The organism is Streptomyces coeruleofuscus, from assembly GCF_039532725.1.
GTDB lineage: Bacteria > Actinomycetota > Actinomycetes > Streptomycetales > Streptomycetaceae > Streptomyces > Streptomyces coeruleofuscus.
Genome location: NZ_BAAASE010000010.1, coordinates 123,302 through 146,256, shown reverse-complemented (window position 1 = coordinate 146,256; position 22,955 = coordinate 123,302). Strand labels below are relative to the sequence as shown.

General features: G+C 69.6%; 15 protein-coding genes and 1 pseudogene. 5 read left to right on the top strand and 11 right to left on the bottom strand.

What is annotated here, in order from left to right; all coding sequences use genetic code 11:
• Positions 1-111: 111 nt before the first annotated feature.
• From ABFX81_RS32950 to ABFX81_RS32915, 8 genes are all read right to left on the bottom strand, one after another.
• Positions 112-837 carry a dienelactone hydrolase family protein gene (locus tag ABFX81_RS32950; protein ID WP_086852147.1) on the bottom strand — a complete coding sequence of 242 codons (726 nt, stop codon included), beginning with the start codon at positions 835-837 and terminating at the stop codon, positions 112-114.
• A gap of 191 nt (positions 838-1,028) precedes the next feature.
• Complete coding sequence (locus tag ABFX81_RS32945) at positions 1,029-2,030, bottom strand: barstar family protein (RefSeq protein ID WP_346139092.1); 1,002 nt, start codon at positions 2,028-2,030, stop codon at positions 1,029-1,031.
• Positions 2,031-2,091: 61 nt separating this feature from the next.
• Positions 2,092-3,291: a geranylgeranyl reductase family protein gene (locus ABFX81_RS32940; RefSeq protein WP_346139091.1), complete on the bottom strand. Its 1,200-nt coding sequence runs from the start codon at positions 3,289-3,291 to the stop codon at positions 2,092-2,094.
• A gap of 48 nt (positions 3,292-3,339) precedes the next feature.
• Positions 3,340-9,834 carry a type I polyketide synthase gene (locus tag ABFX81_RS32935; RefSeq protein WP_346139090.1) on the bottom strand — a complete coding sequence of 2,165 codons (6,495 nt, stop codon included), beginning with the start codon at positions 9,832-9,834 and terminating at the stop codon, positions 3,340-3,342.
• 189 nt (positions 9,835-10,023) lie between these two features.
• The gene (locus ABFX81_RS32930; RefSeq protein WP_346139089.1) at positions 10,024-11,109 is read right to left on the bottom strand and encodes a terpene synthase family protein; all 1,086 of its coding nucleotides are present in this window, start codon (positions 11,107-11,109) and stop codon (positions 10,024-10,026) included.
• 52 nt (positions 11,110-11,161) lie between these two features.
• Entirely contained in the window at positions 11,162-12,235 is a 1,074-nt protein-coding gene (locus ABFX81_RS32925) for a polyprenyl synthetase family protein (protein WP_086853260.1), read from the bottom strand.
• Positions 12,236-12,327: 92 nt separating this feature from the next.
• Positions 12,328-13,845 (bottom strand): ABC1 kinase family protein, encoded by a 1,518-nt coding sequence (locus ABFX81_RS32920; RefSeq protein ID WP_346139088.1) that lies wholly within the window; start codon positions 13,843-13,845, stop codon positions 12,328-12,330.
• Between the two features lie 93 nt (positions 13,846-13,938).
• A complete protein-coding gene (locus ABFX81_RS32915; protein ID WP_346139087.1) occupies positions 13,939-14,502 on the bottom strand; it encodes a hypothetical protein in 564 nt (187 codons plus the stop codon).
• Positions 14,503-14,999: 497 nt separating this feature from the next.
• On the opposite strand from ABFX81_RS32915, the gene ABFX81_RS32910 reads away from it, so the two are divergent.
• Positions 15,000-15,443: a hypothetical protein gene (locus ABFX81_RS32910; protein ID WP_346139086.1), complete on the top strand. Its 444-nt coding sequence runs from the start codon at positions 15,000-15,002 to the stop codon at positions 15,441-15,443.
• 431 nt (positions 15,444-15,874) lie between these two features.
• Positions 15,875-16,069, top strand: a pseudogene (locus ABFX81_RS32905) (transposase); the annotation flags it as partial.
• A 395-nt stretch (positions 16,070-16,464) separates the two neighbouring features.
• On the opposite strand, the gene ABFX81_RS32900 reads toward ABFX81_RS32905, so the two are convergent.
• Entirely contained in the window at positions 16,465-17,268 is an 804-nt protein-coding gene (locus ABFX81_RS32900; RefSeq protein WP_086844763.1) for a maleylpyruvate isomerase family mycothiol-dependent enzyme, read from the bottom strand.
• The gene (locus tag ABFX81_RS32895) at positions 17,265-17,879 is read right to left on the bottom strand and encodes a TetR/AcrR family transcriptional regulator (RefSeq protein ID WP_346139085.1); all 615 of its coding nucleotides are present in this window, start codon (positions 17,877-17,879) and stop codon (positions 17,265-17,267) included. Before ABFX81_RS32895 ends, ABFX81_RS32900 begins: the two co-directional genes overlap by 4 nt.
• A gap of 72 nt (positions 17,880-17,951) precedes the next feature.
• Here ABFX81_RS32895 and ABFX81_RS32890 point away from each other — a divergent pair, with 72 nt between their 5' ends.
• Together ABFX81_RS32890 and ABFX81_RS32885 are read left to right on the top strand one after the other, a co-directional pair.
• Positions 17,952-18,740, top strand: a complete 789-nt coding sequence (locus ABFX81_RS32890; protein ID WP_086844759.1) for an SDR family NAD(P)-dependent oxidoreductase — start codon at positions 17,952-17,954, stop codon at positions 18,738-18,740.
• Between the two features lie 85 nt (positions 18,741-18,825).
• On the top strand, positions 18,826-20,253 hold the full coding sequence (locus tag ABFX81_RS32885) for a coniferyl aldehyde dehydrogenase (protein ID WP_346139084.1): 1,428 nt from the start codon (positions 18,826-18,828) through the stop codon (positions 20,251-20,253).
• A 500-nt stretch (positions 20,254-20,753) separates the two neighbouring features.
• Here ABFX81_RS32885 and ABFX81_RS32880 read toward each other — a convergent pair whose 3' ends face one another.
• The gene (locus ABFX81_RS32880; RefSeq protein WP_086844757.1) at positions 20,754-21,560 is read right to left on the bottom strand and encodes a DeoR family transcriptional regulator; all 807 of its coding nucleotides are present in this window, start codon (positions 21,558-21,560) and stop codon (positions 20,754-20,756) included.
• A gap of 307 nt (positions 21,561-21,867) precedes the next feature.
• On the opposite strand from ABFX81_RS32880, the gene ABFX81_RS32875 reads away from it, so the two are divergent.
• Complete coding sequence (locus ABFX81_RS32875; RefSeq protein ID WP_086844755.1) at positions 21,868-22,944, top strand: substrate-binding domain-containing protein; 1,077 nt, start codon at positions 21,868-21,870, stop codon at positions 22,942-22,944.
• Positions 22,945-22,955 lie beyond the last annotated feature (11 nt).

The window sequence follows — 22,955 nt, the reverse complement described above, 5'->3', positions numbered from 1 at the left end:
CTCGGCATCCCAGCACGCCGCCGTCCGCAGGAGTCCGATTGACGCTCCCCAGAGCGATGCCTCGAAGCAACGAGCTGTCAGAGCCTGTGAACAAACCCCAGTCTGCCCAGATCACTCCGCTGTGGGCAGGCACTCGGCGAGCAGGTCGACGACGTCCCGCCAAGCTCGCTGCGCGTGCTGAGGGTGATGACCGACCCCGGGAAGCACGCTGTGGTCGACCGGCGGGTGATGGAAGGCGTGCAAGGCGCCGCCGTAGACCACGAGGCGCCAGTCGACGCCCGCAGCCTGCATCTCGGCGGTGAATGCGTCCCGTTGCGCGGGCGGCATGATCGGGTCTTCTGATCCGACCCCGGCCCACACCGGGCAGTGAATGCGCGCAGTCTCGCCTGGTCGGCCCGTGGTCAGTCCGTTGACTGTCGCGATCGCGCGCAGGTCGACGCCGTCGCGCCCGAGTTCCAGCGCGATTGCGCCCCCGGTGCCGTAGCCGACGGCGGCGATCCGGTCCGGGTCGGTCCGCGGCTCGGCGCGGAGCACGTCGAGCGCCGCGTGGCCGATGCCTCGCATCCGGTCCGGGTCGGCGAGCAGCGGCATGCAACGGGCCAACATCTCCTCAGGGTCGCCCAAATAGCGCCCGCCGTGGAGGTCGAAGGCCAGCGCCACGTATCCCAGCTCGGCGAGCGCATCGGCCCGGCGGCGCTCGACGTCGCTGAGCCCCACCCCCTCGGGCCCGACCAGAACCGCGGGCCGGCGGTCGACACCGGCCGGGAGCGCGAGGTGCCCGATCATCGTCAGGCCGTCGGCCGCGTATTCGATCGTGCGCGTGGTAACTGTCGTCATGAGCCTGGACTGTAGTGATCGTCGAGCCCGGTCGGGCCGGTGTTCTGCCGCTGGCAGAAGGCAGGTCTCTGGCGTATTCCGGAACCACCCCGTCAGCGGTTCAGCTCAGAGCCTGTGAACAAACCGCCGTCCGCCCGAAGGGCGGGCGCACCGGACGCCGCTGCGCGCAGACGGGGTTGGTTCACAGGCTCTCACCGAAGGATGACGCTCACACCTCGTTCCTCGAAGATCTCCAGTAGGAGGTCGAACAGCACAAGCTCGCGATCGCCGACGGGCACGCGCTCTGCCAACCGCGTCCGAGCCTCGGCCGAGGAGTCCCAGTGCAAGGTGAACGGAGTGGTCGCGCCCCAGCCGCCTCTCAGACAGTCGTCCAGAGCGTCCATGTTCCAGCCGAAGTATCCACCGGGTCCGTTGATGGCCTCACCGATCGCGCAGTAGAAGGTGTCCCGGTCAACGACATGTCGGCCGTCCAAGGTGAACACCTGGCCTGCAGGCGCATCGGGCTTCCCCTGGCGGTGGTACTCCCGGGACCACAGGGCCACCGACAGCCACGCGTGTCGGTCCTTGGGCGCGAGTTCGTGCCACATTCCGGTGTTGTTCAGGTGACCGGTGCGAATCAGCTCCCACGGTCGTTCCGCTCCGGGCAGGGCGTTCTCGCACCAGAGCGTCACCGTCAGGTCGACGAGGCCGGCACCGCTGGCGGAGGGCTTGACGTCGATGACGGTGACCTCGTTGACGAAGTAGGACCCCATGGTGGCACCGTCACCGTCGAGGAGCTCGAACCAGGCGTTCCCCGCCACGGCACGACGACTGCCGACGTGGTCAACGCACCTCAGTAGGCCGCCCTGCGGGAGGCAACCCGCGAGGTGCACTCGGCGCGCTCCTTCCTCATCCGGCAGGGGCGTGAACAGCCCCTCGGCCTCGTGAGCGAAGCCCCAGAAATCGCTGTCGTCCTCATCCGAGGTCAGAGCGTACTTCTGCCCCTCGCCGCCCAGCCCCGACGTTCGCATCGCACCCCCCCATGAGAGCGCTGATCTTACCGACGCCCGCACGGTCACCACCCGCCAGCCAACGGCCTCGGTCTCGGTCTCGGTCTCGGTCTCGGTCTCGCCTGGACGCAGATGCGTCGACAGCCTGCCTCCGGAGCTGAGGAGATGGGTCCGTCCTGCCCGGACGGTCCGCCGGTCGCCCAACCCTGGCTCTGCCGCTACGCACCTGCGGCCAAGCGATGTCGGGTGCGAATCGGGGGCGGGTTCAGGCAGGCCTGCGTGGGAGGCGGATGGCGAGAGCAGTGGCGGTGCGTGCGAACGGTGTGGTCATGATTCCTGCGACGCTGGTGCGGCCGGCGACGTAGGCATCGAGACGACGCCACGCCGGCGGCAGGCGGGTCAGGGCTGTGTGGACGAGGCCGGGGTTGCGGGTGAAGAGGTCCATCAGCGTGCCACTGGCGCGCATTTCGACGCCGAGGACGTCGTCGACCTGCTGTCCGTAGCGGACGGCGGTGGTGTGCGCCTCCGCCTCGTCGGCGGCGGTGACGAGGCGGGCAGCGGCGTTGCCCGCGAGCTCTCCCGAGCGCAGCGCGTAGGAGATGCCTTCGCGGGACCAGTGGTCGACCAGAGCCGCGGCGTCGCCGGCGACGAGCACGCGCCCGCGGGCCAGTGGGGAGCCGGGGTGGCGGCACCGCGTCAGGTGGCCGGTGTCGTGGAGGGGACGGGGGCCGCGAAGTCCGTGGCGTTCGAGGAAGTCGTCCTTGTAGGCGCGCAGTGCGGCGGGCTCGCCGCGGGCGGCCACCACTCCGGCGGTGCAGACGTCCCCTTTGGGGAAGACCCAGCCGAAGGAGCCCGGCAGCGGCCCCCATTCCATCAGGAGACGGCCTCGCCAGCGGTCGGCCGTCCGCGTGTCGACCGGTACTTCGGCCTCCAGGGCGAGGTCGACCTGTGCGCACCGCACTCCTACGTACCGGGCGACTCTGCTGGCGCTGCCGTCGGCGCCGACGACGGTTCGGGCGCGGAGCGTGTCGCCGCGGTTGGTCTTCACGGTGACGGTGTCGCCCTGTTGCTCCAGGGTGGCCAGCGCGGTGCTGTCCCGGACCTCCGCGCCTGCCGCGGCGGCGGCTTCGGTCAGCGCGGCGTCGAGTTCGCTGCGGTAGACCATGGCGATGGTCGGGGAACCGGAGACCAGGGTGCGTTCTCTGCGGCCGTTGAGGCTGAAGGTGAACTGCCGGGCCGTGTCGTAGATGTTCAGGGGCAGATCGGGGGGCAGGGCGGCGAGGGATGCTCCGATGAGGCCGCCGCCGCAGGTCTTGTAGCGGGGGATGGCGGCGCGCTCCAGCAGCAGCGTCCGACAACCGTTCTCGGCGGCGACTCGGGCGGCGGTGGCGCCGGCCGGGCCGGCGCCGACGACGATCACGTCCCACGTGCGGGGGGTGCGAGTGGGGGCGGAAGGAGGGTGCATGCGGTAGCCACCTAGCGATCGGGCGGACGGGCGGGCGGGTAGGGACCGTCAGCCGGGAACGGCTGACGGGGTGACGGCCGGGTCCGTCGCGCAGGAGGCGTCGTCCGGTCCCTGCTCGGGGTGGAGGCGGGCCAGGAGGTAGCCGGTGAGTGCGGAGGCCGTCGGGTGGGTCCACATCACCGTGGTGGGGATGTCCAGGGCCAGTTCGCGTTGCAGGCGGTTGCGCAGGGCGATGGCCATGAGCGAGTCCAAGCCGAGGGTGACCAGGGATGTGTTGGCGTCGAACCGGTCGGTTCCCAGCCGCAGCACCGCGGCAATGTGTTCGACGACCCGGGACTGCAGCAGCTGCTGACGCTGCTGGGGGCTGTCCGTTTCCCGCAGGGATTGCAGCAGGGCGTTGCGGGCGTCTGAGGAATCCCCACCCGCTGCTGGAGCGGCCAGTTCGGCGAAGAAGGCGGTGCGGGCGGTGGCGGGATAGGACTCCAGCCACCGCGACAGGTCGACGGGAGTGTAGGCGGTGCGGTCGCGGTCGTGGGCGAGGATGCGCTCCAGGGCGGCGATGCCCTCCGCGGGCGCGATCATGGCGTAGCCGCGTTCCGCCATTCCGGCGCCGCGGCCGACCTCCGCCCACGGCCCCCAGTTGACGCAGGTGGCCGGCAGCCCCTGGGCCCGGCGCCAGGAGGTGAACTCGTCCAGCCAGGCGTTGGCGGCCGCATAGGCGCCCTGGCCGGGGTTGCCCAGCAGGGAGGCGGCGGAGGAGAAGGTGACCCACCAGTCCAGCTCCTGGCCGGCCGTGGCGTGGTGGAGCAGCCAGGCTCCGGTCGCCTTGGGACGCCAGACCTTCTCCAGGAGGGCGGGTGAGAGATTGGCGACGGTGGCGTCCTCGACGGCGGCTGCGGCGTGGACGACCCCGCGCAGCGGGTTGCCCGTGTCCAGGGAGGCCCGGACGAGGGTGTCGGCGACGCCCGGCTCGGCGAGGTCCCCGCACACGACCTCGATGCGGGTGCCGAAGTCGGCGGTGACGGCGTCGAGGGCGGAACGGGTGGCCGCGGCGGGGGCGCTGCGGGAGGTGAGTACGACGGCCGCGGCACCTCGTTCAGCCAGCCACCGGGCGACCAGGAGCCCCAGGCCGCCGAGCCCGCCCGTGACCAGATAGCTCGCGTCGGGCCGTACGACGGGGACGTCCTCGGGCCGCACGGGCAGGGTGTCCGTGCCCTCGGCGGGCCAGGTGAGGACGAGTTTGCCGGTGTGCCGGGCGGAAGCCATGGTGTGGAAGGCCGACGGCGCCTCGGTGACGGGGTGTTCTGTGACGGGCAGCAGCGGCAGGGTGCCGTCCACGAGCATGCCGGCCAGTTCGCGGTAGCCCTCGGCGAGCAGGTCCGGGTCTTGCTGCATCATCATCAGCACATCGACACCGGCGAAAGTGACGTTGCGGCGGAAGGGCAGCAGCCCGAGACGGGCGTTGGCGTAGATGTCCCGCTTGCCGAGTTCGATGAACCGGCCCCGATGCGCCAGTAGCTCCAGGCCGGCGGACTGCGCTGGGCCGGTCAGGGAGTTGAGTACGACGTCGACGCCGCGGCCCATGGTGAGGTCGCGCACCTGGTCGGCGAAGTCCAGGGTCCGGGAGTCCATGACGTGCGGGACGCCCAGGCCACGCAGGTAGGCCCGCTTGGCCTCGCTGCCCGCGGTGGCCAGTACTTCCGCGCCACATGCTCGCGCGAGGTTCAGCGCGGCGAGACCCGTGCCGCCGCTCGCCGAGTGGATGAGCACCTTCTCGCCGGGCCGGAGCCGGGCCAGGTGCCGCAGGGCGTACCAGGCGGTCAGATAGGCGCACGGCAGGCCGGCGGCGTCCTGCGCGCTCATCCCGTCCGGCACAGGCAGGAGGCAGTCGGCGCGGACGGTCGTGAAGGAGGACATGACGGCGGTCTGCTCCGCGTCCACGAACATCGCGGCCACGCGGTCCCCCACCCGTACGTCCCGGACGCCGTCGCCGACGGCGGTGACGACGCCCGCGCCGTCGAACGCGCAGACGTCCGGGCGCTCCTCGCCCGCGCTGAAGCGCTGGTACACGCCCATGGCCTGGAGCACGTTGATGAAGTTGACGCTGGTGGCGTCGAGGCGGACCTCGACCTCGCCCGGTCCGGGGCGGCAGCGGGATTGTGCGACGAACTCGAAGGAGTCCAGGTCACCGGAGCGTGCCAGGTACAGGGCCACCCGGTCGTGCGCTCTGTCGACGGTGGCCCGGCGGCGTTCGTGCTCGTCCAGTGGGGCGTTGCGCAGCCGGGCCACGTGCCGCGTCCCGCACCGGTAGGCGATCTCGTCCTGCTCGTCGGGACAGGACAGCAGTTCGGCGGCCACTTCCTCGACCGGTGTCTGCGGGTCGATGTCCAGGATGCCGGGGCGCAGTTCGGGGTGCTCGTAGCTCAGGACCCGTACCAGCCCGCGCAGACCTGCCTGCCCCAGGTCCGGCAGGTCGCCGGACGCGACGTGCTGCGCTGTGCCGGTGACGGTCCACAGCCGCGGCGCCGCTCCGTCCCTCGCGGTGCCCGCCAGCGCACGGGCGGTTCCCACGAGGCGGGCGACCTGCTCCCGTGCCAGGCGGTCGGGGGGCAGAGACGCGGTGCCGGGTGCCGGCAGGTACACCACCGCCTGCGGCGCCTGTCCGCCGGGCTCTGCCGACAACAGTGGTGCGGGGTTGTCCCCTGAGATGTCTTCCGGAGTGAGCGTCCGGATGTCCACCGCGGCGCCCCGCTCCTGCAAGGCAGCGCCCAGCGCGGTCGTGAACGACTCGCGCCCGGGTTCCCCCAACAGGGTCCACGTTCCGGTCGCCGGTTGCGGCGCGGCGCGCTCGCAGGGCTCCCAGGACGCCCGGAGCAGACGGCCGGCGAAGCGCTCTTCCGCGCTCTCGGCGGGTACGTGACGGAACTCCACTCCGGTGGCGTCCGCCACCACGGCCCCGTCGTCGGCCCACAGCCGGAAGTTTGCCGTGTACCGGTCGCCGTCCATCCGCCCGAGCGTGACCAGGCAGTACCCACTCAGCGGGACCCGTCCGTACAGCCGTAGCGCCTCGATGCGCCGTGGCAGGATGCCGCCGGCGGGCACCGTGCCGGTGCGCAGGACGGCGCCCGCGACGGCTTGGAGGCACGTGTCCAGGACGACGGGGTGGCAGTGGAGCGCTTGGGCGCCGGCCCGGCCCTCATCGGGAACGTGGACGCGGGCCAGGAGGCGGGTGCTTCCGAAGCACGCCGAGGACCGCTCAGGTGCCTCGTCCGTGTACAGGGCCTGAAGACCGAGGAACGGCGAGCCGTGGTGCACGCCGCGCTCCTCGCGCATCTGCCGGTAGACGTCCGACGCGTCCACGGCGTGCGGGAACCGCGCCAGCAGATGCTGTGGATCGCAGCCTTCCGGAACGGGTTCCTCTCGGGGCGCCGCCTGCAGACCCGCCTGCGCGTGCTGGACGCACGTTCCGTCGGCAGCCGTGCTGATCACACGCCAGCGGGCGGTGTCCGGTCCGGTTGCCTCGGCGGTGGCGGTGACGGACGTGCCGTCGGAGGCCGGCAGCAGCAGTCGTTCCAGGTCGACGTCGGTGATGCGCAGGCGCTCCGGCCCCGTGCTGTAGAGGTCGGCGGCGGCGGCGACGGCCATCTCGCACAGAGCGGCACCGGGCACCACGACGACATCGTTGACGCGGTGCGCGTCAAGCCAGGCCAGCGTCGCGGGGCTGATGCGGGTCTGCCACAGATGCCGTCCCTCGCCGTCGGGATCCGTGGTGTGCGGTCCGGTGAGCGGATGTGCGGAATGCAGGGAGCGAACCCCGGCCGACTGACTCAGCGGGGAGGGGGCGACGACGTACCGCGTGCGCTCCCAGGTGGTCGGCGGTACGTCGGCCAGGGCGCCGTCGCCGTACCGGTCGGCCCAGTCCAGTGGGTGGTCGGCGCAGTGCAGCGCCGCCACGTGGGTGTGGAACGCCAGCGCGTCGTCGGTGTCGCGCAGCAGGGAGGGCACCACCGCACTGTCACTGTGGCCGTGCGCGGCGAGCGTGGCCTGTACCGGTTGGGCCAGCACCGGGTGGGGGCCGATCTCCACGAACAGCCGGTGCCCGTCCTCGGCCGCGGCGTGCACCGCGTCCGCGAAGCGCACCACCCGGCGCAGATTGTCCGACCAGTAGGCGGCGTCGAAGGCGGCGTGTTCACGCGGGTCGTCGGTGACGGTGCTGTAGAAAGCCGTCACCGGCGTGCGGCCGGTGATGTCGGCGAGCGCATCGGCGAGGTCGGGCAGGACAGGGTCCATGTGGGCGGTGTGCGAGGCGACGTCCACGTCGATCACCCGAATGCCCACGCCGCGCGCGTCCCACTCCTCGGCGAGCCGGCGGATGCAGTCGGCGTCCCCACCGATCACGGTGTTCTCCGGCGATGCGACGACCGCGACACCGACCCCTCGCACGGCCTGTTCCGCCAGCAGCCGTTCGACCTCGGCACGACCCAGCGCGACCGAGGCCATCAGGCCCTGCCCGGCGGTCCGCAGGATCAGGCGCGACCGCCGGCAGATGACCCGCACTCCGTCCCGGACGCTCAACGCTCCCGCGGCCACCGCGGCGGCCACCTCACCCATGGAGTGGCCGATCACGGCCGCCGGCTCGACGCCGTGGGACCGCCACATGGCCGCCAGACCCAACTGGATGGCGAAAACCACCGGCTGCACCCGATCGAACCCGGTCACCACCTCTGGGCGGCACAGGGTCTGACGCAGGGAGAAGCCGGACTCCTCGGCCACGAGCGGTTCGAGTTCGTCGATGACCCGGGTGAACTCCGGGTCGTGATCCAGCAGTTGCCGACACATTCCCGCCCACTGCGAGCCGTGTCCCGAGAAGACCCACACGACCCGCTGCCCGGCATCCGGCACCGCACTGCCGGTCGCCATCCCGGCGGTGGGCGGGGTCCCGGCTGCCAGTTCCTCCAGCCGTGCCACCAGCTCCGACCGGTCGGCGGCGACGACGGCGGCTCGTTCCCGGGCGGGCGAACGGCGCACGGCCAGCGTGTGCGCCACGTCTCCCAGGGGGACCCGCGCCCCCTCTCCCCGCAGCCACTGCGCCAGTCGTCCGGCCGCGGACCGCAGGGCCACGGGAGTGCCGGCGGACAGCGGGAACACGCGCAGCGCCTCGTCGGGCCGGGGCGGGCCGGATTCGCCGGACGGAAGGGGACGGACGTCGCGCCGTACGGGGCCGGCAGCGGGAGGCTGCTCCAGCACGACGTGCACATTGGTGCCGCTGATACCGAAGGAGGACACCGCGGCCAGCCGGGTGCCGTTCCGCACCGGCCACTCCACCGTGTCGGTGGGCACGAACAGCCGGGTGCCGCTGGGGTCGATCTGCGGGTTCCAGTCCCGGAAGTGCAGGCTGGCCGGCACCATGCCGTGGCGCAGGGACGCGATGGCCTTCAGCAGGCCCGCCACGCCCGACACCGGTTCGGTGTGGCCGATGTTCGTCTTCACCGAACCCAGCGCGCACCGGTCCCGTCCCTTGCCGTACACGGTGGCCACTGCCGCGAACTCGATGGGGTCGCCCACCGCCGTGCCAGGGCCGTGCGCCTCCACCATGCCGACGTCCCCGGCGTCGACGCCCGCGCGCTCCAGCGCCAGACGGTAGAGATCGATCTGCGCGGGCTCCGAGGGCGCGCTCAGCCGCGTGCCCCGGCCGTTCTGATTGACCGCCGTGCCACGGAGAACTGCCAGAACCCGGTCCCCCGCCCGTACCGCATCCTCCAGCCGTTTGAGTACGACCACGCCGCAGCCCTCACCCCGTACGTAGCCGTCGGCGGCGGCGTCGAAGGCGTGGCAGCGGCCGGTGGGGGAGAAAACACCCCACAGCGCCGGGGCGATGACTCCCTCCGGCCCGAGAGCCAGCATGGCGGCTCCGGCCAGCGCCACGTCCGACTCACCGGTCCGCAAACTCTGGCAGGCAGAGTGCACGGCGACCAGTCCGGACGCGCAGGCGCTCTCCACGACGACCTGCGGCCCCCTGAGGTTCAGCATGAACCCCACGCGTCCGGGACCGATGCTGTCGAATCCGGTGTACATCGCGTAGGCGTTGACCTCTTCCAGAGACCGTTGCACACGCAGCATGTAGTCCTTCTGGTAGATACCGAAGAACATGCCCGTCGGCGTGCCCGACAGCCGTTGGGCCGGGATTCCGGCGTGCTCGATGGCCTCCCAGACCACTTCGGCGAGCAGCCGGTGCTCCGGATCCACCCAGGGTGCTTCCTGTGCGTTGATCCCGAAGAACTCCGGCTCATAGGCGTAGACATCGTCGTCCAGGAAGCAGCCGTAGCGCAGCCGGGCCGCCACCTGGGCGGGAAGACCGGTCAGCTCCGCCTGCTCCCACCGTTCAGGGGGCACCTCCCGCACGGTCTCCCGACGTGCCATCAGCAACCGCCACAGTGAGGTGAGGGAGCGGACCTCACCAGGGAATCGGCAGGCGGCTCCGACGACAGCGATGGGTTCGTCCTGACTCGCTGCGGGCTCTTCGACGCCAGGTCGCGCATGCATGGGCTCTCCGTCCTTCACCACGAAGATGTCGGGGACGCGGCCGGACTCCGGAACGCGCTCGGCCGCGCCTCGCATCGAACTTGAGACATTGGTTTGCTTCGGCACCCGACTGGGCGTATCCCAAGGGCGCTCGGTCTGCGGGCAGGAGCACGCCGACGCGACCGGCCGCGTCACCGTCCGGGTGATTCCTCAAAAGGCGAGGTCGTTCCACCACCAGGCGATGGACGGCAGTCGCCGCGGGTCCTGCCGGCTGGTGCGGGGAGTGTCGGTCCAGTGAATGGTGGCCGATTGGGTGGGAATGCGGGCCCGCTGGGCGGGGGCGACGCCGTCCGGGCTGAGGTAGCGGGGGACCCGCAGTCCCCATTCGATGTTGCCGCGGATGCCGTGCCCGAGGTCGGTGAGGTAGTGGCGCAGAGGGCCGCTGGCGCGTGGATGGACCCGGTCGCGCAGGCTGAGGAATCGCTCCAGCACGGCGTCACGCACAGCGACGGCCTCGTCGACGGCATGGCGCGGGGAGTAGCCGTGGCGGGTCATGAGGACGTTGAAGATGTTCTGTTCGGTCTGCCGGCGGCTGGTCTCGCGGAGCCGTGAGTGATGGTCGTTGTCGAGTGACGCGACCATCATGGCCATCTCGGTCAGGGCGCGGACCGCGGGTGAGTCCATCTCCCGGTCCGGCACGTCGAAGCCGTTGGCGATTTCGAGCATGGCGTAGGTGGGCCCTCCGCCGGCTGAGTGCAGCCGCATACTGAGGTAGTCGTCGAGGTCGGGCATGCGGCCGGTGGCCCGGTTGCCGATCTGCCACTGGACGCCGGTGAGCCAGGCACGGTGGGCCTGCTGGAAGCGGCGGTTCTGTACGGGGCCGGCTGCCGCGCGGAAGAGTTCCCCGATCTCGTGCACGGCGGCCGCGTACGGGTCGGCGCAGTGCAGGTGGCCAGGTACCTCCAGGGCGCGCTGCACCGAGAAGGCCGTAGTGGCGAAGGCGGCGGGGTCGGCAGCGAGCGGCCCCTCGTCGCAGCGGGCGTCGTCGAAGGCGAAACCCCAGTAGACCCAGCAGGCCGCGATCCACAGCCGGTCGGGATCGGCGTGCGGGGCGAAGCGTGCATAGAAGTCGGCGCTGCGGGTGGCGGCGTACAGGGCGCGATCGGTCTCGGTGCGGCACAGACCGCTGCGGTCGATCCACGCCAGAGCCCGTCGCTCGGTCTCCTCGGCCTCGGGATGGATGGCGGATTCGATGGGGCAGTAGAAAGGCGGGGCGTCGAGGGCAATACCGGCCACGGGGTCTCCTCTCACGCGGCACAGGGAGTTCAGTGGCGTGCAGCGGACGTGGTCAGGCGGTCCGGATGACGGCGCGGGCCGCGATCTTCCGGAGCGCGGCGGCGATCGGCGGCGCGAGCAGGTCGGTGTCGAGGGCGGCCAGGGCCCTCTCGTACCGCTCGATGATCATGGACTCGACGGTGTCCCGGGCGCCGGTGTGCTGGAGGATGCGCCGGATGCGCACGGCGTCCTCTTCGCCGAGGTCCGCCCGGCCGACCAGCGCGTCGAGTGTTCTGCGCTGTTCGGGCGTGACCCGCCGGATGGCAAGAGCCATGAGGACGGTGGCCTTGCCCGAGCGGAGGTCCTCGAGGACCGGCTTGCCGGTCAGGGCCGGGTCGCCGAAGACACCGAGGAGGTCGTCTCGCAGCTGGAAGGCCTCTCCCAGGGGAAGCGCGTAGGCGGAGCACATGGCGAGCAGGTCTCGGTCGGCGCCGGCGAGGGCGGCCCCCAGGTGCAGGGGCCGTTCAATGGTGTACTTGGCAGTCTTCAGGCGGGTGATGGCCATCGCCTCGTCGACGTCGCCGGTGGGTCGTCCGGTGGCCAGCAGGTCCAGGTGCTGGCCCAGCAGTACCTCGCCGCGCATGGCGTCGACCAGCGGCAGCACCGTCCGCCGCTGGCGCTTGCTCAGTCCGGCCGAGTTCATGAGGGCGTCGGAGCAGACGAGGGCGAGGTCACCGAGGAGGATCGCGGCGTGGACGCCGAAGGCGTCGGCGTCCGGCCTGGTCCGGTGCCGGGCCGCGAAGGCCCGGTGCATGCTGGGGCGGCCGCGGCGGGTGGGACTGCTGTCGATGATGTCGTCGTGGATCAGAGCGAAGGCGTGGAAGACCTCCAGGCTCGCTGCCACCCGCCACAGGCTTTCCTCCCCGTCGCCACCGCCGGCCGCGTGCCAGCCCAGGACGCACAGCAGGGGCCGGATGCGCTTGCCGGGCGCGAGGACGAAATCGGCCAGGGCATGGGTCAGTTCGCCGACTCCGCCCTTCTGGGAGGGAATGCCGGCTGGTGAGCGGCGCAGGAAATCGGCCAGGACGGTCTCGATGCGGTCCTGGACGGTGTCGAGGTCGAGCGTGGCGGCGAGGTCGGTGCTCATGGGATTTCTCCCTGCGGGCAGGCCGGTGGACGGGAGCGGGCGTGGGGGTGAGGTCGGGTGTGGGGGTGGGGTCGGGGCGGATGACGCACCGGTTACCGGTCCTTGGTGTAGTGGTTCCAGAGCATCGCGGTGGCGAGCGCGAACGACACGTCCGCCGCTCCTCTGCGCAGGCCGGTGGAACGTCGGGCCGAGCGGGAGTTGTTGAGGTTCATGCGCATGGTCAGGTCCCGGTTGGACAGGTCCTTGGTGATTCCGCGCAGCTGCTGTGGCGCCGCGGCTCCTGCCGTGATCACCTCCAGGGCTGTCCTGACGGCCTGCTGGGGAGAGAGCGACTCCTTGACCAGGTCGGTGACGATGCCGACCAGTTCCTCGGAGAAGACGTCGATGAGCGAGAGCTCCGGGCACAAGTGCCGGATGGACCCCTCGATGTTGGCGAAGGACTTGCCCAGGATGGAGACCATGGGACTGGTGCGGATGCCACGACGGGTGGAGTGCTGCAGCACGGCAGTGAGGGTCACTCCGAAGTTGAGCTCCTCCAGGGAGGCCGTGGCGATCTGCGGCACCAGCGAAGCCATGTCCCCGGCGAACGCTGGGGTGTTCGCCCACGAGGTGGCGCTCCCCATGTCGATCCAGGCCCGGGCGGTACCGGCTCCGTCGTTCATCGCCAGGTTGAGAAGCAGCAGCAGGATGCTGGTGCTCATGGGCCGGTCGATGCGTCCGACCATGCCCCAGTCGATCAGGGTGGCCGGGTGGCCGGGGGCGACGAAGATGTTGCCCGGGTGCGGGTCCGCGTGGAAGATGCGGTCCACGAAGTAGCCCCGGTACATGAAGGCCAGCAGGTCCTGCCCGATGGCCTTGCGTTCCTCGGCGTCGAACCGGTCCTTGTCCGCCTCCCGGATCGGCGTCCCCGGAGCGAGTCCCTGCACCAGGACCCGCCCGGTGGCTTCGACCACCTCGGGGACCTGGACGTAGTCGAAGTCCTCCGCGGCCTTGGACGCCTCGGTCATGTTCCGGGCTTCCATCACGAAGTCGAGTTCGGGCCGCATCGCGTCGAAGACCACGTTGAGCATGGCCTCGACGTCGATGACCTCGTTGAAACGCCATGCCCGCCGGGAGACAAAGCGGGACAGGGAGCCCATGAGCTGCATGTCCGCCTCGACCGTCTCGCGCACACCGGGACGCTGGACTTTCACCGCAACCGGCCGGCCGTCCGGCAGTTCCGCCCGGTACACCTGGGACAGCGAGGCCGTGCCCAGGGGGTGCTGGGTGTCGATGTCACGGAACCGCGCTGCCCAGCCGGCTCCGAGCTCCTGCCGGAGGACTGGCTCGAAGTCACCGAAGGGAGCGGGCGATACCTCGTCCTGCAGCTTTTCGAACTCGCCGATCATCTCGGGGGTCACGATGTCGGGCCGGGTGGCCAGCATCTGGCCGACCTTCACGTAGAAGGGCCCGAGACTCTCCAACGCACGGCGGACGTTGCGGGCCCGGCGTACGGCCCGGGCGCCCCCTCCCTCTGCCGCTCCGGGCACGGGCGTGGCCGCGAGCGCCGCCTCCTGGCGGACCAGGTGAGTGAGCACCCGCATCAGCACACGCCCCCGGCCCGCGCTCATCGCTCGTGCTCCCGGACCGGGCCGCCCCGTCCGCCCCCGGCCCGCCCGGGGGACGGACGGGCCTGGGACGGCACACAGCGGCCCGGCACAGGGTCAGCGCGCATCGCGGAAACGGTCGATGCGATCGGCCAATCGCGCCAGCTCGTCTTTCAGGGCTTCCGCGTCCTCCGCCCCCCGGGCCCGCGGCACCCTCCCCCTGCCCCCCGGGTGGTCCCCCTCGCCCAACCGCCTGCCCATCCGCCCCCGCAGCAGCTCCAGCTGATCCTTGAGCGCCGTGAGCTCGTCCGGGTCCCCGTCGGAGTGGTCGTCGTCCGAGCGGAGACGCGAACCCGGCCGGGGAGCGGACGCGTAGGGCTCACCCTCGTCCGGTCCGAGCCGACGGCGGGGCCCGTCACCTGGGCGGCGACCGCGGCGGTGCTGACGGTCGCGGGGTCCGCCCCAGTCATCATCGTCGTAGTCGCAGTCGTAGTAGTCGTGGCCGCGGCGGTCGCGATGGTCGTCGTAGTCGTCGTCATCCAACGCCCGGCTGACCGATCTCCGCAGACCGCATTCAAAATCACCCGCCCTGTCCAGGGCGTCGTCCACCAGATCCTCCGTGGCACGCACGATATTTCGCAGCGCATGACTGAACGACGTACGGGAACGGCGACGGGACATGTTATGCACCCTTTCCGGAAAAGAGAGACGAGGAATTACCCTCGCAGGCCCAGTGAATGCGCTGATTCGGGCCCGCACTCGCCTGCACGAAAGCGCAGGTTGTTTCCTGCCGACTTTCTTCATTCTGACCTGTGGCGCCACATGGAAACATGCCCCCCTCAACGGTTCATTCAATTGAGCGAAGCGCTCTCCCCGCAGGCTCCGTGCGCCGTCGCGCGCCGGGATACGGGTGGGGGCGCAAACGACCGCCGGGCGGGGAGAGCCGCCGATGCACCTGTGCCCGCTACCTGGAGACCCGGCATCCTGGTTCTGTAATTGCTATCTACATACCGCCGGAAAGGCTTAGCGGACGCAGCCCCGCCCTCACTCTCGACTCAAACACGATCAAAAAGTCATTGCAGCCCAAGGGGATTCAGCGGCCCGCCCCGGGGGGATTAATGCAGAAAGACTCAGAGAGCCGCCGGGGAAATTCGGCGGGAGAAAGGAGGGCACTTCCAATGGCAAGGATCACGAGGATCGAGGCGCATGTCCGCACCGCCGACGTACCGCACGGGGGAACCCAGGGGTGGGTCTACCTGGGCATCGCCGGCCGCGAGTTCGTGCTCAACGCCTCCGGAACCGCCAGCGGCACCCGGACCGGTGACAACTGGACCTTCGTGCTCGGTGAGGACGCCAACGTCGAGAACCCCGCCTACAACGATCCGAGAAGGCCGCAGCTGGACACCGACGACCTCGACCGCTACCCCGTCTACGTGAGGTTCGAGCCCGTGGGCCCCGACCCCGCGTGGTGCCTCGAACGCGTCGTCGTCAACGTCAACGCCGACACCGACCATCCACACAGCTTCGACAATCCGAACCTCGCCGACTTCGGGGAAGACCGGCGTCTGTGGCTGGGCCAGGAATACGGCAAGCAGCTGTACCTCAAGCGGTACGACGACTGACCACCAGGGCGCCTGCCGCTCGCCTTCAGGCGAACCGTGTCCTGCTGCCCCGCTCTCTCCCGGGGCCAGTCAGCTGCCCGCCCTCTTCCTGTGCACGGGAGTGCACGACCCGGAATCAGGGTTGCGCGCACCAGTTCTGCCATGTCCCCACGACACGTCGGGGACAGCAGCATGGGCGATGGGGCGGCCCGCGTGGACACGTTCGACCAGCAGCCGCCCGCAGTGAACGGTGAACCGGGCATCACGGTGGGACACGAAGACCTTCGTGCGGCGCAGTCCCGGAGGTCTTCGCCGTGATCAAGCCCGGCCAGTGTCGACGACGCTCGCGATCTACGCCTTACAACGGCTGACACAATGAGGCGGATCGACCGTGACGGCCGCTGCCGACACGGGAGTTGAGCGTTCGGTCGGGTGTGGAGAGTTCGCCGTGGATGGTGTCGGATGAGCTGTGGGACTGCTTGGAGCCGCTGCCGCCGCAGCGCGAGCGGCGCTTCGGGTACCCGGGCCGCAAGCCTCTGCCGGACCGGGATGTGCTGTGCGGGATCCTCTACGTACTGCACACCGGGATCCAGTGGGAGTACCTGCCGAAGCAACTCGGTTTCGGCTCGGGCATGACGTGCTGGCGACCCCAGTCGACAGGTACGGCGTAGTCGGCTGGCGGATCGCCGAAGATCTCGGCGAAGGCGTCGACGTGCGGGTCTGAAGCATTCACCGGTTGTTGACCTTTACCGGGAGCGAACGGGTGTTGGTCGGGAGGGGCGGGGAAGCACATAAGATCCTTCCAACCTGCCGCAGGGCCGGGGTGATTGGGCTGACAATGTGGCAGCCGCCAGAGCAGAGCAATCGGACAAGCCTACGGAGACTCACTTTGCTCAGGTGAGACGGCGGCGCGAGGTGTCGGCCGGCGATCACAAGCCGTCGCGGCCCTCGAAACCGTGGCGCCCCGGCCGGAACTCGCCGCCACCAGAAGGAGCGGACAAGGGGTCCGGGGCTGCCTGGGAGGCGGGCTTCCGTGCCCCGGTCAGATGATGTTGACGGCGTCGAGGAAGCGGTCGGCGAGCTCGGTGTCGCCGGTGACCGCCACGTCGCTGTCGCGCCAGGACGACCGCTGCGTGCCCCAGTCGGGGAAGGTCAGCGTGGGAGCGGTGACGTGCGCGGCGACCGCGCCGTTGGATGGAGCCAGGCCGCCCGCCTCGTCGAACCACCAGGTCCCGCCGCCAGGTCCGGTGAGAGTCAGTGCGACGCGGGCGTCGAGCCCGGCGACCGGTGCCTGCGCGACCTGATTGCTCAGTACGGCGATCATCCACGTCAGGACCGCGCGCATCCTGTCCGCATCGGTGGACGGCACGGGCCGGCCGAGCGCTGGGGCCATGTCGTGGCGCAGGTGCGTGTGGTGGTCGAAGACGAGTGCGCCGCCGATCATCAGTCCCATGGGGTGGCGGCCGAGATCGGCCAGCCGTACCCGCACTCGGGCTGCGGGCGTGCGTCTGACGACGTCGAGGAGCGTGGAGGCTCGCCGGCTGGCGCGCTGATACTCGGCCATTACCTTGGCGCGGCTCCAGTCTCGCCGTCGGTCGACGGGGTCTTCGTTCGCCTGTTCAAGGCTGGCGGCGAAGCTCGTGCGCAGGCCGGCGGGTGTGTAGACGCCCCGCGCCGTCGCACCGATGTGGGCGACGACGTCGGCGATGCGCCAGCCGGCTGCGGCGCTGGGCGCGGTCCATTCGTCGTCGGTGAGGCCGCTGGTGAAGTTCAGCATCTCGGCGCGTTCGGCGCGCAGGGCGGCGGCCATGTTGTGCAGGTCGGCGGGGGGCAGGCGCTTGCTCATGTCGTTGTCTTCTCTGGTTGTGAGGCGGGGCGGCGGATGGCCTGTACGGCCGTGTCGTAGAGGTCGAAGATGTCGGCCTGCCCGCCCAGGCCCATCCACTCTTCTGTTGCTGCCTGGAGGCAGGTGATCGCCGCGGCCGCGATCGCGCGTGCCTGCAGGGTGCGGCGGTCGGAGTCGGGCAGTCGCGGCTCGATCAGCGGTGCGAACAGGTCCTGCCAGCGGGCCTGCTTCTCGGCGTGGCCGGCGCGCAGGGTTTCATTGCCGAACAGCAGCGTGGTCATCTCGAGCCGGCGCTCGGCGGTGAGGTCCATCTCCTCGAGCACCTGGAACGCCGCGCGCAGTGACGTCCACGGGTCCTCGTCGGCCGGGCGCTCGGCGAGCCGCGCGGCGATCAATTCCCCCTGCTCGGACAGGCCGTTGAGCGCGAGGTCTTCCTTGTTGCGGAAGTAGTTGAACAGGGTCCGTTTGGAGACGCCCGCTGCGGCGGCGATCTCCTCGAGTGTCGTGTCGTCGTACCCCTTGGTCGCGAACAGTTCGAGGGCGGTTTTGGTGAGGAGCGCGCGAACCACCGAGCGGGTCTGTTCCCGGAGGGGTGCCGGTTTCTGAGCCATGCACCGATGGTACATCTCTTCGCTAGATGCAAATACTTGCACTCAGTGCAAGCATGTGCGTAGAGTGAAGGCATGAACAAAATCGACTATCGCCGCCAGACCGTCATCGTCACCGGAGCCAGCTCCGGGCTCGGCGCGGAATTCGCCCACCAGCTGGCCCGCCGCGGCGCGGATCTCGTACTCGTCGCCCGCCGGGCGGACCGGCTCAAGGACCTGGCCGACGAACTCACCCGCGCCCACGGCGTCACGGTGCACGTCGTCGCCCGCGACCTCGGCCAGCCCGACGCCGGCCGCACGCTGCGCGCCGAACTCGAATCCCGCGGCATCCACGCCACCGGACTGGTCAACAACGCCGGCTTCGGCAGCCACAACGCCCTCGCCGACGAGGACCCGGACCGCCTGCAGAGCATGATCGCGCTGAACGTCAGCGCGCTGGTCGACCTCAGCCGCGCCTACATCGACCCGCTGACTTCCGCCGACACCGGCATCCTGATCAACGTCGCCAGCCTCCTGGGCTTCCAGCCGACCCCGTACCTGAGCGTGTACGGCGCCACCAAGGCCTTCGTCCTCAGCTTCACCGAATCGCTCTGGGAGGAGACCCACGACACCGGCCTGCGCGTCCTCGCCGTGTGCCCCGGCGCCACGAAGACCGAGTTCTACGACGCCGCCGGCAGCGAGACGGCCGACTACGGGGCGAAGCGAGTCACCCCCGAGCACGTCGTCAGGACCGCCCTCGACACGCTCGACCGCCGCTCCGCGCCCCCGTCGGTGATCACCAACGGCCGCCCGATCGCACTCGCCGGCAAGTTCCTGCCGCGACGCCTGATCGTCCGGTTCATGGGCCGCATGGCCCGCCGCTAACCGGAGGCCGCCGCTCTCGGCGACCAGTTCCACGTCCCAGGCGGCACGACTTTGTCGTCCCCACCAGCAGCAAAGGACCACCATCGTGACCATCACAGAAGTCACCCCACAGCCCACCGACGCCGAGCGCTTCGGTCACATCCTCGCCGTTCAGCGCGCTGCCTATCTCCGCGACGGAGCGCCCTCGCTGGCGGCGCGGCGCAGCGATCTGCGCAGGTTCAAGGCAGCGCTGATCGCCCGGCGCAGCGCCATCGAGGAGGCGATCAACGCCGACTTCGGAAATCGCTCGCGACACGAGACCGCGATGATGGAGCTCGGGGGCGTCGTCCAGGGCATCGACTACCTGGAGCGCAATCTCCGAAGATTCATGCGCCCGACCGGCCGCCACACCGCCTGGCACATGCGTTCCGGCACCAACCGCATCGAATACCAGCCGCTCGGAGTGGTCGGGGTCATCTCACCCTGGAACTATCCCGTCAACCTGTCGCTGATGCCGGTCGTCACCGCGATCGCCGCCGGCAACCGCGTGATGCTCAAACCGTCGAAGTTCACCCCGGCGACGAACGCCGTGCTCGCGTCGATACTGAGCGAGCTCTTCCCGCAAGAACAGGTCACGATCGTCAGCGGCGACGGTGCCGCGTTCTCCTCCCTGCCCTTCGACCATCTCGTCTTCACCGGCAGCACCGAAGTCGGACGAGCCGTGATGAAAGCGGCGAGCGAGAACCTCGTCCCCGTCACGCTGGAACTGGGCGGCAAGTCCCCGACCATCGTCGCCAAGGGACACGTAACCGACCGGACCGTGGCCGACATCGTCTTCGGCAAACTCCTCAGCGGCGGACAGACCTGCATAGCTCCCGACTACGCCCTGGTGCACGAATCCGAGATCGACACCTTCATCGACAGCTACGACCGACTGGTGAAGGCCGCCTATCCCGACGGTCCGACCAGCAAGGACTACACCTCGATCATCAACGACAAGCAGTACGCGATCCTCACCGATCTGATCGAAGACGCCCGTAGCCGGGGGGCACGGATCATGGAGGTCGGTCACCGGCCCGGCGAGGCCGTCCACCGCCCGCACACCCTCGCACCGACCGTCGTGCTCGGCGTCACCGACGAGATGCGGATCGCCCACGAGGAGATCTTCGGCCCCATCCTCCCGATCTTCCCCTACCGCGACATCGACGACGCCATCGACTACGTCAACGCACGACCACGACCGCTCGCGCTCTACTACTTCGGCAGCAACGACGCGGACCGACGCAGGGTCCTCGACCGCACAACCTCCGGCAACGTCACCGTCAACGGCACTGTCATGCACGTCGGGCAGGACGACCTCCCCTTCGGCGGCGTCGGCGCGAGCGGCATGGGCCAGTACCACGGGATCGAGGGCTTCCGGACGCTCAGCCACCCCAAGGGCGTCTACGTGCAAGGCCGCTTCAACGCCGTCCGCCTCCTCTATGCCCCCTTCAGCAAGCGCACCGACGCTCTCCTCAACTTCTTCCTTCGATAACCGGCGGCTTCCGCCGCCAAAGCCTCACCCGCGTCGAAGCACGGGCCCGCACGTAATCCGCAGCCAGGCGGTGCCGGCGTCCCAGGACGTCCGTGGGCCTGCCTTTCCCGTCTCTTCATCGGCTCACTCTCGGCGGGCGAGAGGCAGTGGGACCACGACGTCGGAGCGGTTGGTGAGTTGTTCACGGACAACCGCGACAAGGACATCTCGAGCGAACTGGTCCCCCTCTACCCGGACGCCGGACACGGAGGAATCTTCCAGCACCACGAGGACTTCGTCGCAAGGGCGCTTTCGTTCCTCGAGCCATGAGCTTGATCGGTTGGCGTTGGAACGGGCCTTACATTCGCCGTGCTGATGCCCGGACCACAGGCACGATGGGTCTCTCCAGCCGATCTGACGAGATCGCAGCCATGACCATGCACAGACGGCATCGTGACGGCACCCCGCGCACGACGCCGGTGGCGGTCGCGGGCCGCTCCCCGCCGCACGCGAACCGGGTTTCACCCCGTGTCGACAACGAGGACTTCCACGCCGCTGGCCTGCAGTGTGTCGAGCTCTGACGCCGAGATGCCGGCGTCGACGATGACGAGGTCGAACGCGGTGACGGGAGCGAGCTGATAGAGGCCGCGGCGTTGGAACTTGGTGTGGTCGACCAGAAGGATTTTGCGGTCGCAGGCTTCCATCAGGGCTCGTTTCACTCCCACCGTCTCCTGGGACTGGTGGTAGCAGTGGCCGCGGGTGATGGCGGTCGTCGAGGCGAACAGCGTGTCGGCACGCAGGGTGTTCGCCGCGTCGATGGTCCGTATGCCGAGGAATGCGTCGTAGGCGGGGTAGTACGCGCCGCCAAGTGAGATGAGCTCGATTCCCGGACTGCCGGCGAGAACCTGGATCACGGGTACGAAGTTGGTGATGATCGTCAGCGGTGCGCGCTGCGAGAGCAGTCCGGCGAGGGCGAGGGCGGTGGTGCTGTCGTCGACGATGAGGGACTGCCCGGGCTTGACGAGGCCAAGTGCCGCACGGGCGAGTGCGCTCTTCGCCGACGCCATGGACTGGGTGCGGTGCCGGATGTCGCCATGGAACGCCGTCGACGGTTGTGCGGTCGCCCCGCCGCGGACTTTCCTCAGCCACCCCTTGCCCTGCAGGTAGTCGAGATCCCGGCGGATGGTCATCGGTGTCACGCCCAGCTCGTCGGCGAGCCGCTCGATGCGGACGAAGCCTTCGTCGACGACACGGCTCTTGATCCGCTCCCGCCTCTCGCGCGGCCCTCGCCCGCCCTCGCCGGTGGCCGGATCTTTACCTTCCTCCATGAAGTCCCCCTGTTCCTTTTCTGTTAACAGAACACATACGCGTTGTGTCGGGCTTCCATCTCGTCCGCCGTGCGCTCTCACCTGCAACGAGCGTGTTACGGCAGGGTTTGTGGCGCGCTCCCCGAAGGAGCATGGCACACCGATGTTCATCCATGCCAGGAGAAAGAACAGCCAAGCTGATCAAAGGATCAGACATCGGTGTTCAGTTCTCAGGATGTGTTGACACCCGCAGGAGTCACGCGTTTCTTGTGCGTTACGTCATAGCGGCCAACCGGCAGCTACACGGTCCTGGACCAAGGAGTCGAACATGAGAAAACTGGCCATTGGTGCTCTCGCCGGGATCCTCGCCCTGGGCGCCCTCACCGCATGCGCTCAGGAACCGAGTGGCGGGAACTCCGGGACCGCCAAGGCGGACGGAGGGTCGGGCAAGGTCGCGTTCCTCATGCCCGACCTGGCCTCCACCCGCTACGAGCAGTACGACGCTCCGCTGTTCAAGAAGCGTATGGCCAAGCTGTGCCCGGACTGCGGGGTCATCTACCAGAACGCCAACGGTGACGCCTCTCTTCAGCAGCAGCAGGCGAATTCCGCGATGGCCCAGGGCGCCAAGGTGATCGTGATCGACCCGGTGGACTCGGCCGGGGCGGCCACGATCGTGCAGACGGCGCAGTCCCAGGGCGTCAAGGTGGTCGCCTACGACCGTCCCATCCCGGACAAGCCCGCGGACTTCTACGTGTCGTTCGACAACGAGGCGATCGGCGAGGCCATCGCCCAGTCACTGGTCGATCACCTGAAGGAGACCAAGGCCCAGGGCGGTGTGCTCCAGATCAACGGGTCTCCCACCGACGCTGCCGCAGCACTGATCAAGAAGGGCATCCACAACGGACTCGACGACAGCGGGTTCAAGCTGCTTGCCGAGTACGACACACCGGGATGGTCGCCGGAGAAAGCCCAGCAGTGGTCGAGCGGGCAGATCGCCCAGTACCGCGGCAAGATCGCCGGTGTGGTGGCTGCCAACGACGGCACCGGCGGTGGAGCGATCGCGGCCTTCAAGGGCGCGGATGTGAAGGTCCCGCCGATCACCGGCAACGACGCGGAGCTGGCAGCGATCCAGCGCATCATCGCGGGAGATCAGTACAACACCATCTCCAAGCCGATCAAGATCGTCGCCGAGGCGGCCGCAGACGTGACCCACCAGCTGCTGCAGGGCAAGAAGCCCAAGGCGGGCACCGAGCTGTTCAACACCCCGTCGCAGCTGTTCAAGCCGACCGTCGTGACACAGAAGAACCTCAAGAAGGTCATCTTCGGCTCCGATGCAGTGCTCAAGGCGAAGGACGTGTGCACCGCGCAGTACGCCGCCGACTGCGGACGCCTGGGCATCCAGTAGCCGTCTGAAGC

Bases quoted from the DNA above. Each gene is read 5' to 3' on its own strand.
- ABFX81_RS32940 (WP_346139091.1), bottom strand. From the start codon at position 3,291: ATGCACCCTCCTTCCGCCCCCACTCGCACCCCCCGCACGTGGGACGTG.
- ABFX81_RS32895 (WP_346139085.1), bottom strand. From the start codon at position 17,879: ATGGCTCAGAAACCGGCACCCCTCCGGGAACAGACCCGCTCGGTGGTT.
- ABFX81_RS32880 (WP_086844757.1), bottom strand. From the start codon at position 21,560: ATGGAGGAAGGTAAAGATCCGGCCACCGGCGAGGGCGGGCGAGGGCCG.
- ABFX81_RS32935 (WP_346139090.1), bottom strand. From the start codon at position 9,834: ATGCATGCGCGACCTGGCGTCGAAGAGCCCGCAGCGAGTCAGGACGAA.
- ABFX81_RS32890 (WP_086844759.1), top strand. From the start codon at position 17,952: ATGAACAAAATCGACTATCGCCGCCAGACCGTCATCGTCACCGGAGCC.
- ABFX81_RS32925 (WP_086853260.1), bottom strand. From the start codon at position 12,235: ATGAGCACCGACCTCGCCGCCACGCTCGACCTCGACACCGTCCAGGAC.
- ABFX81_RS32920 (WP_346139088.1), bottom strand. From the start codon at position 13,845: ATGAGCGCGGGCCGGGGGCGTGTGCTGATGCGGGTGCTCACTCACCTG.
- ABFX81_RS32950 (WP_086852147.1), bottom strand. From the start codon at position 837: ATGACGACAGTTACCACGCGCACGATCGAATACGCGGCCGACGGCCTG.
- ABFX81_RS32915 (WP_346139087.1), bottom strand. From the start codon at position 14,502: ATGTCCCGTCGCCGTTCCCGTACGTCGTTCAGTCATGCGCTGCGAAAT.
- ABFX81_RS32875 (WP_086844755.1), top strand. From the start codon at position 21,868: ATGAGAAAACTGGCCATTGGTGCTCTCGCCGGGATCCTCGCCCTGGGC.
- ABFX81_RS32900 (WP_086844763.1), bottom strand. From the start codon at position 17,268: ATGAGCAAGCGCCTGCCCCCCGCCGACCTGCACAACATGGCCGCCGCC.
- ABFX81_RS32910 (WP_346139086.1), top strand. From the start codon at position 15,000: ATGGCAAGGATCACGAGGATCGAGGCGCATGTCCGCACCGCCGACGTA.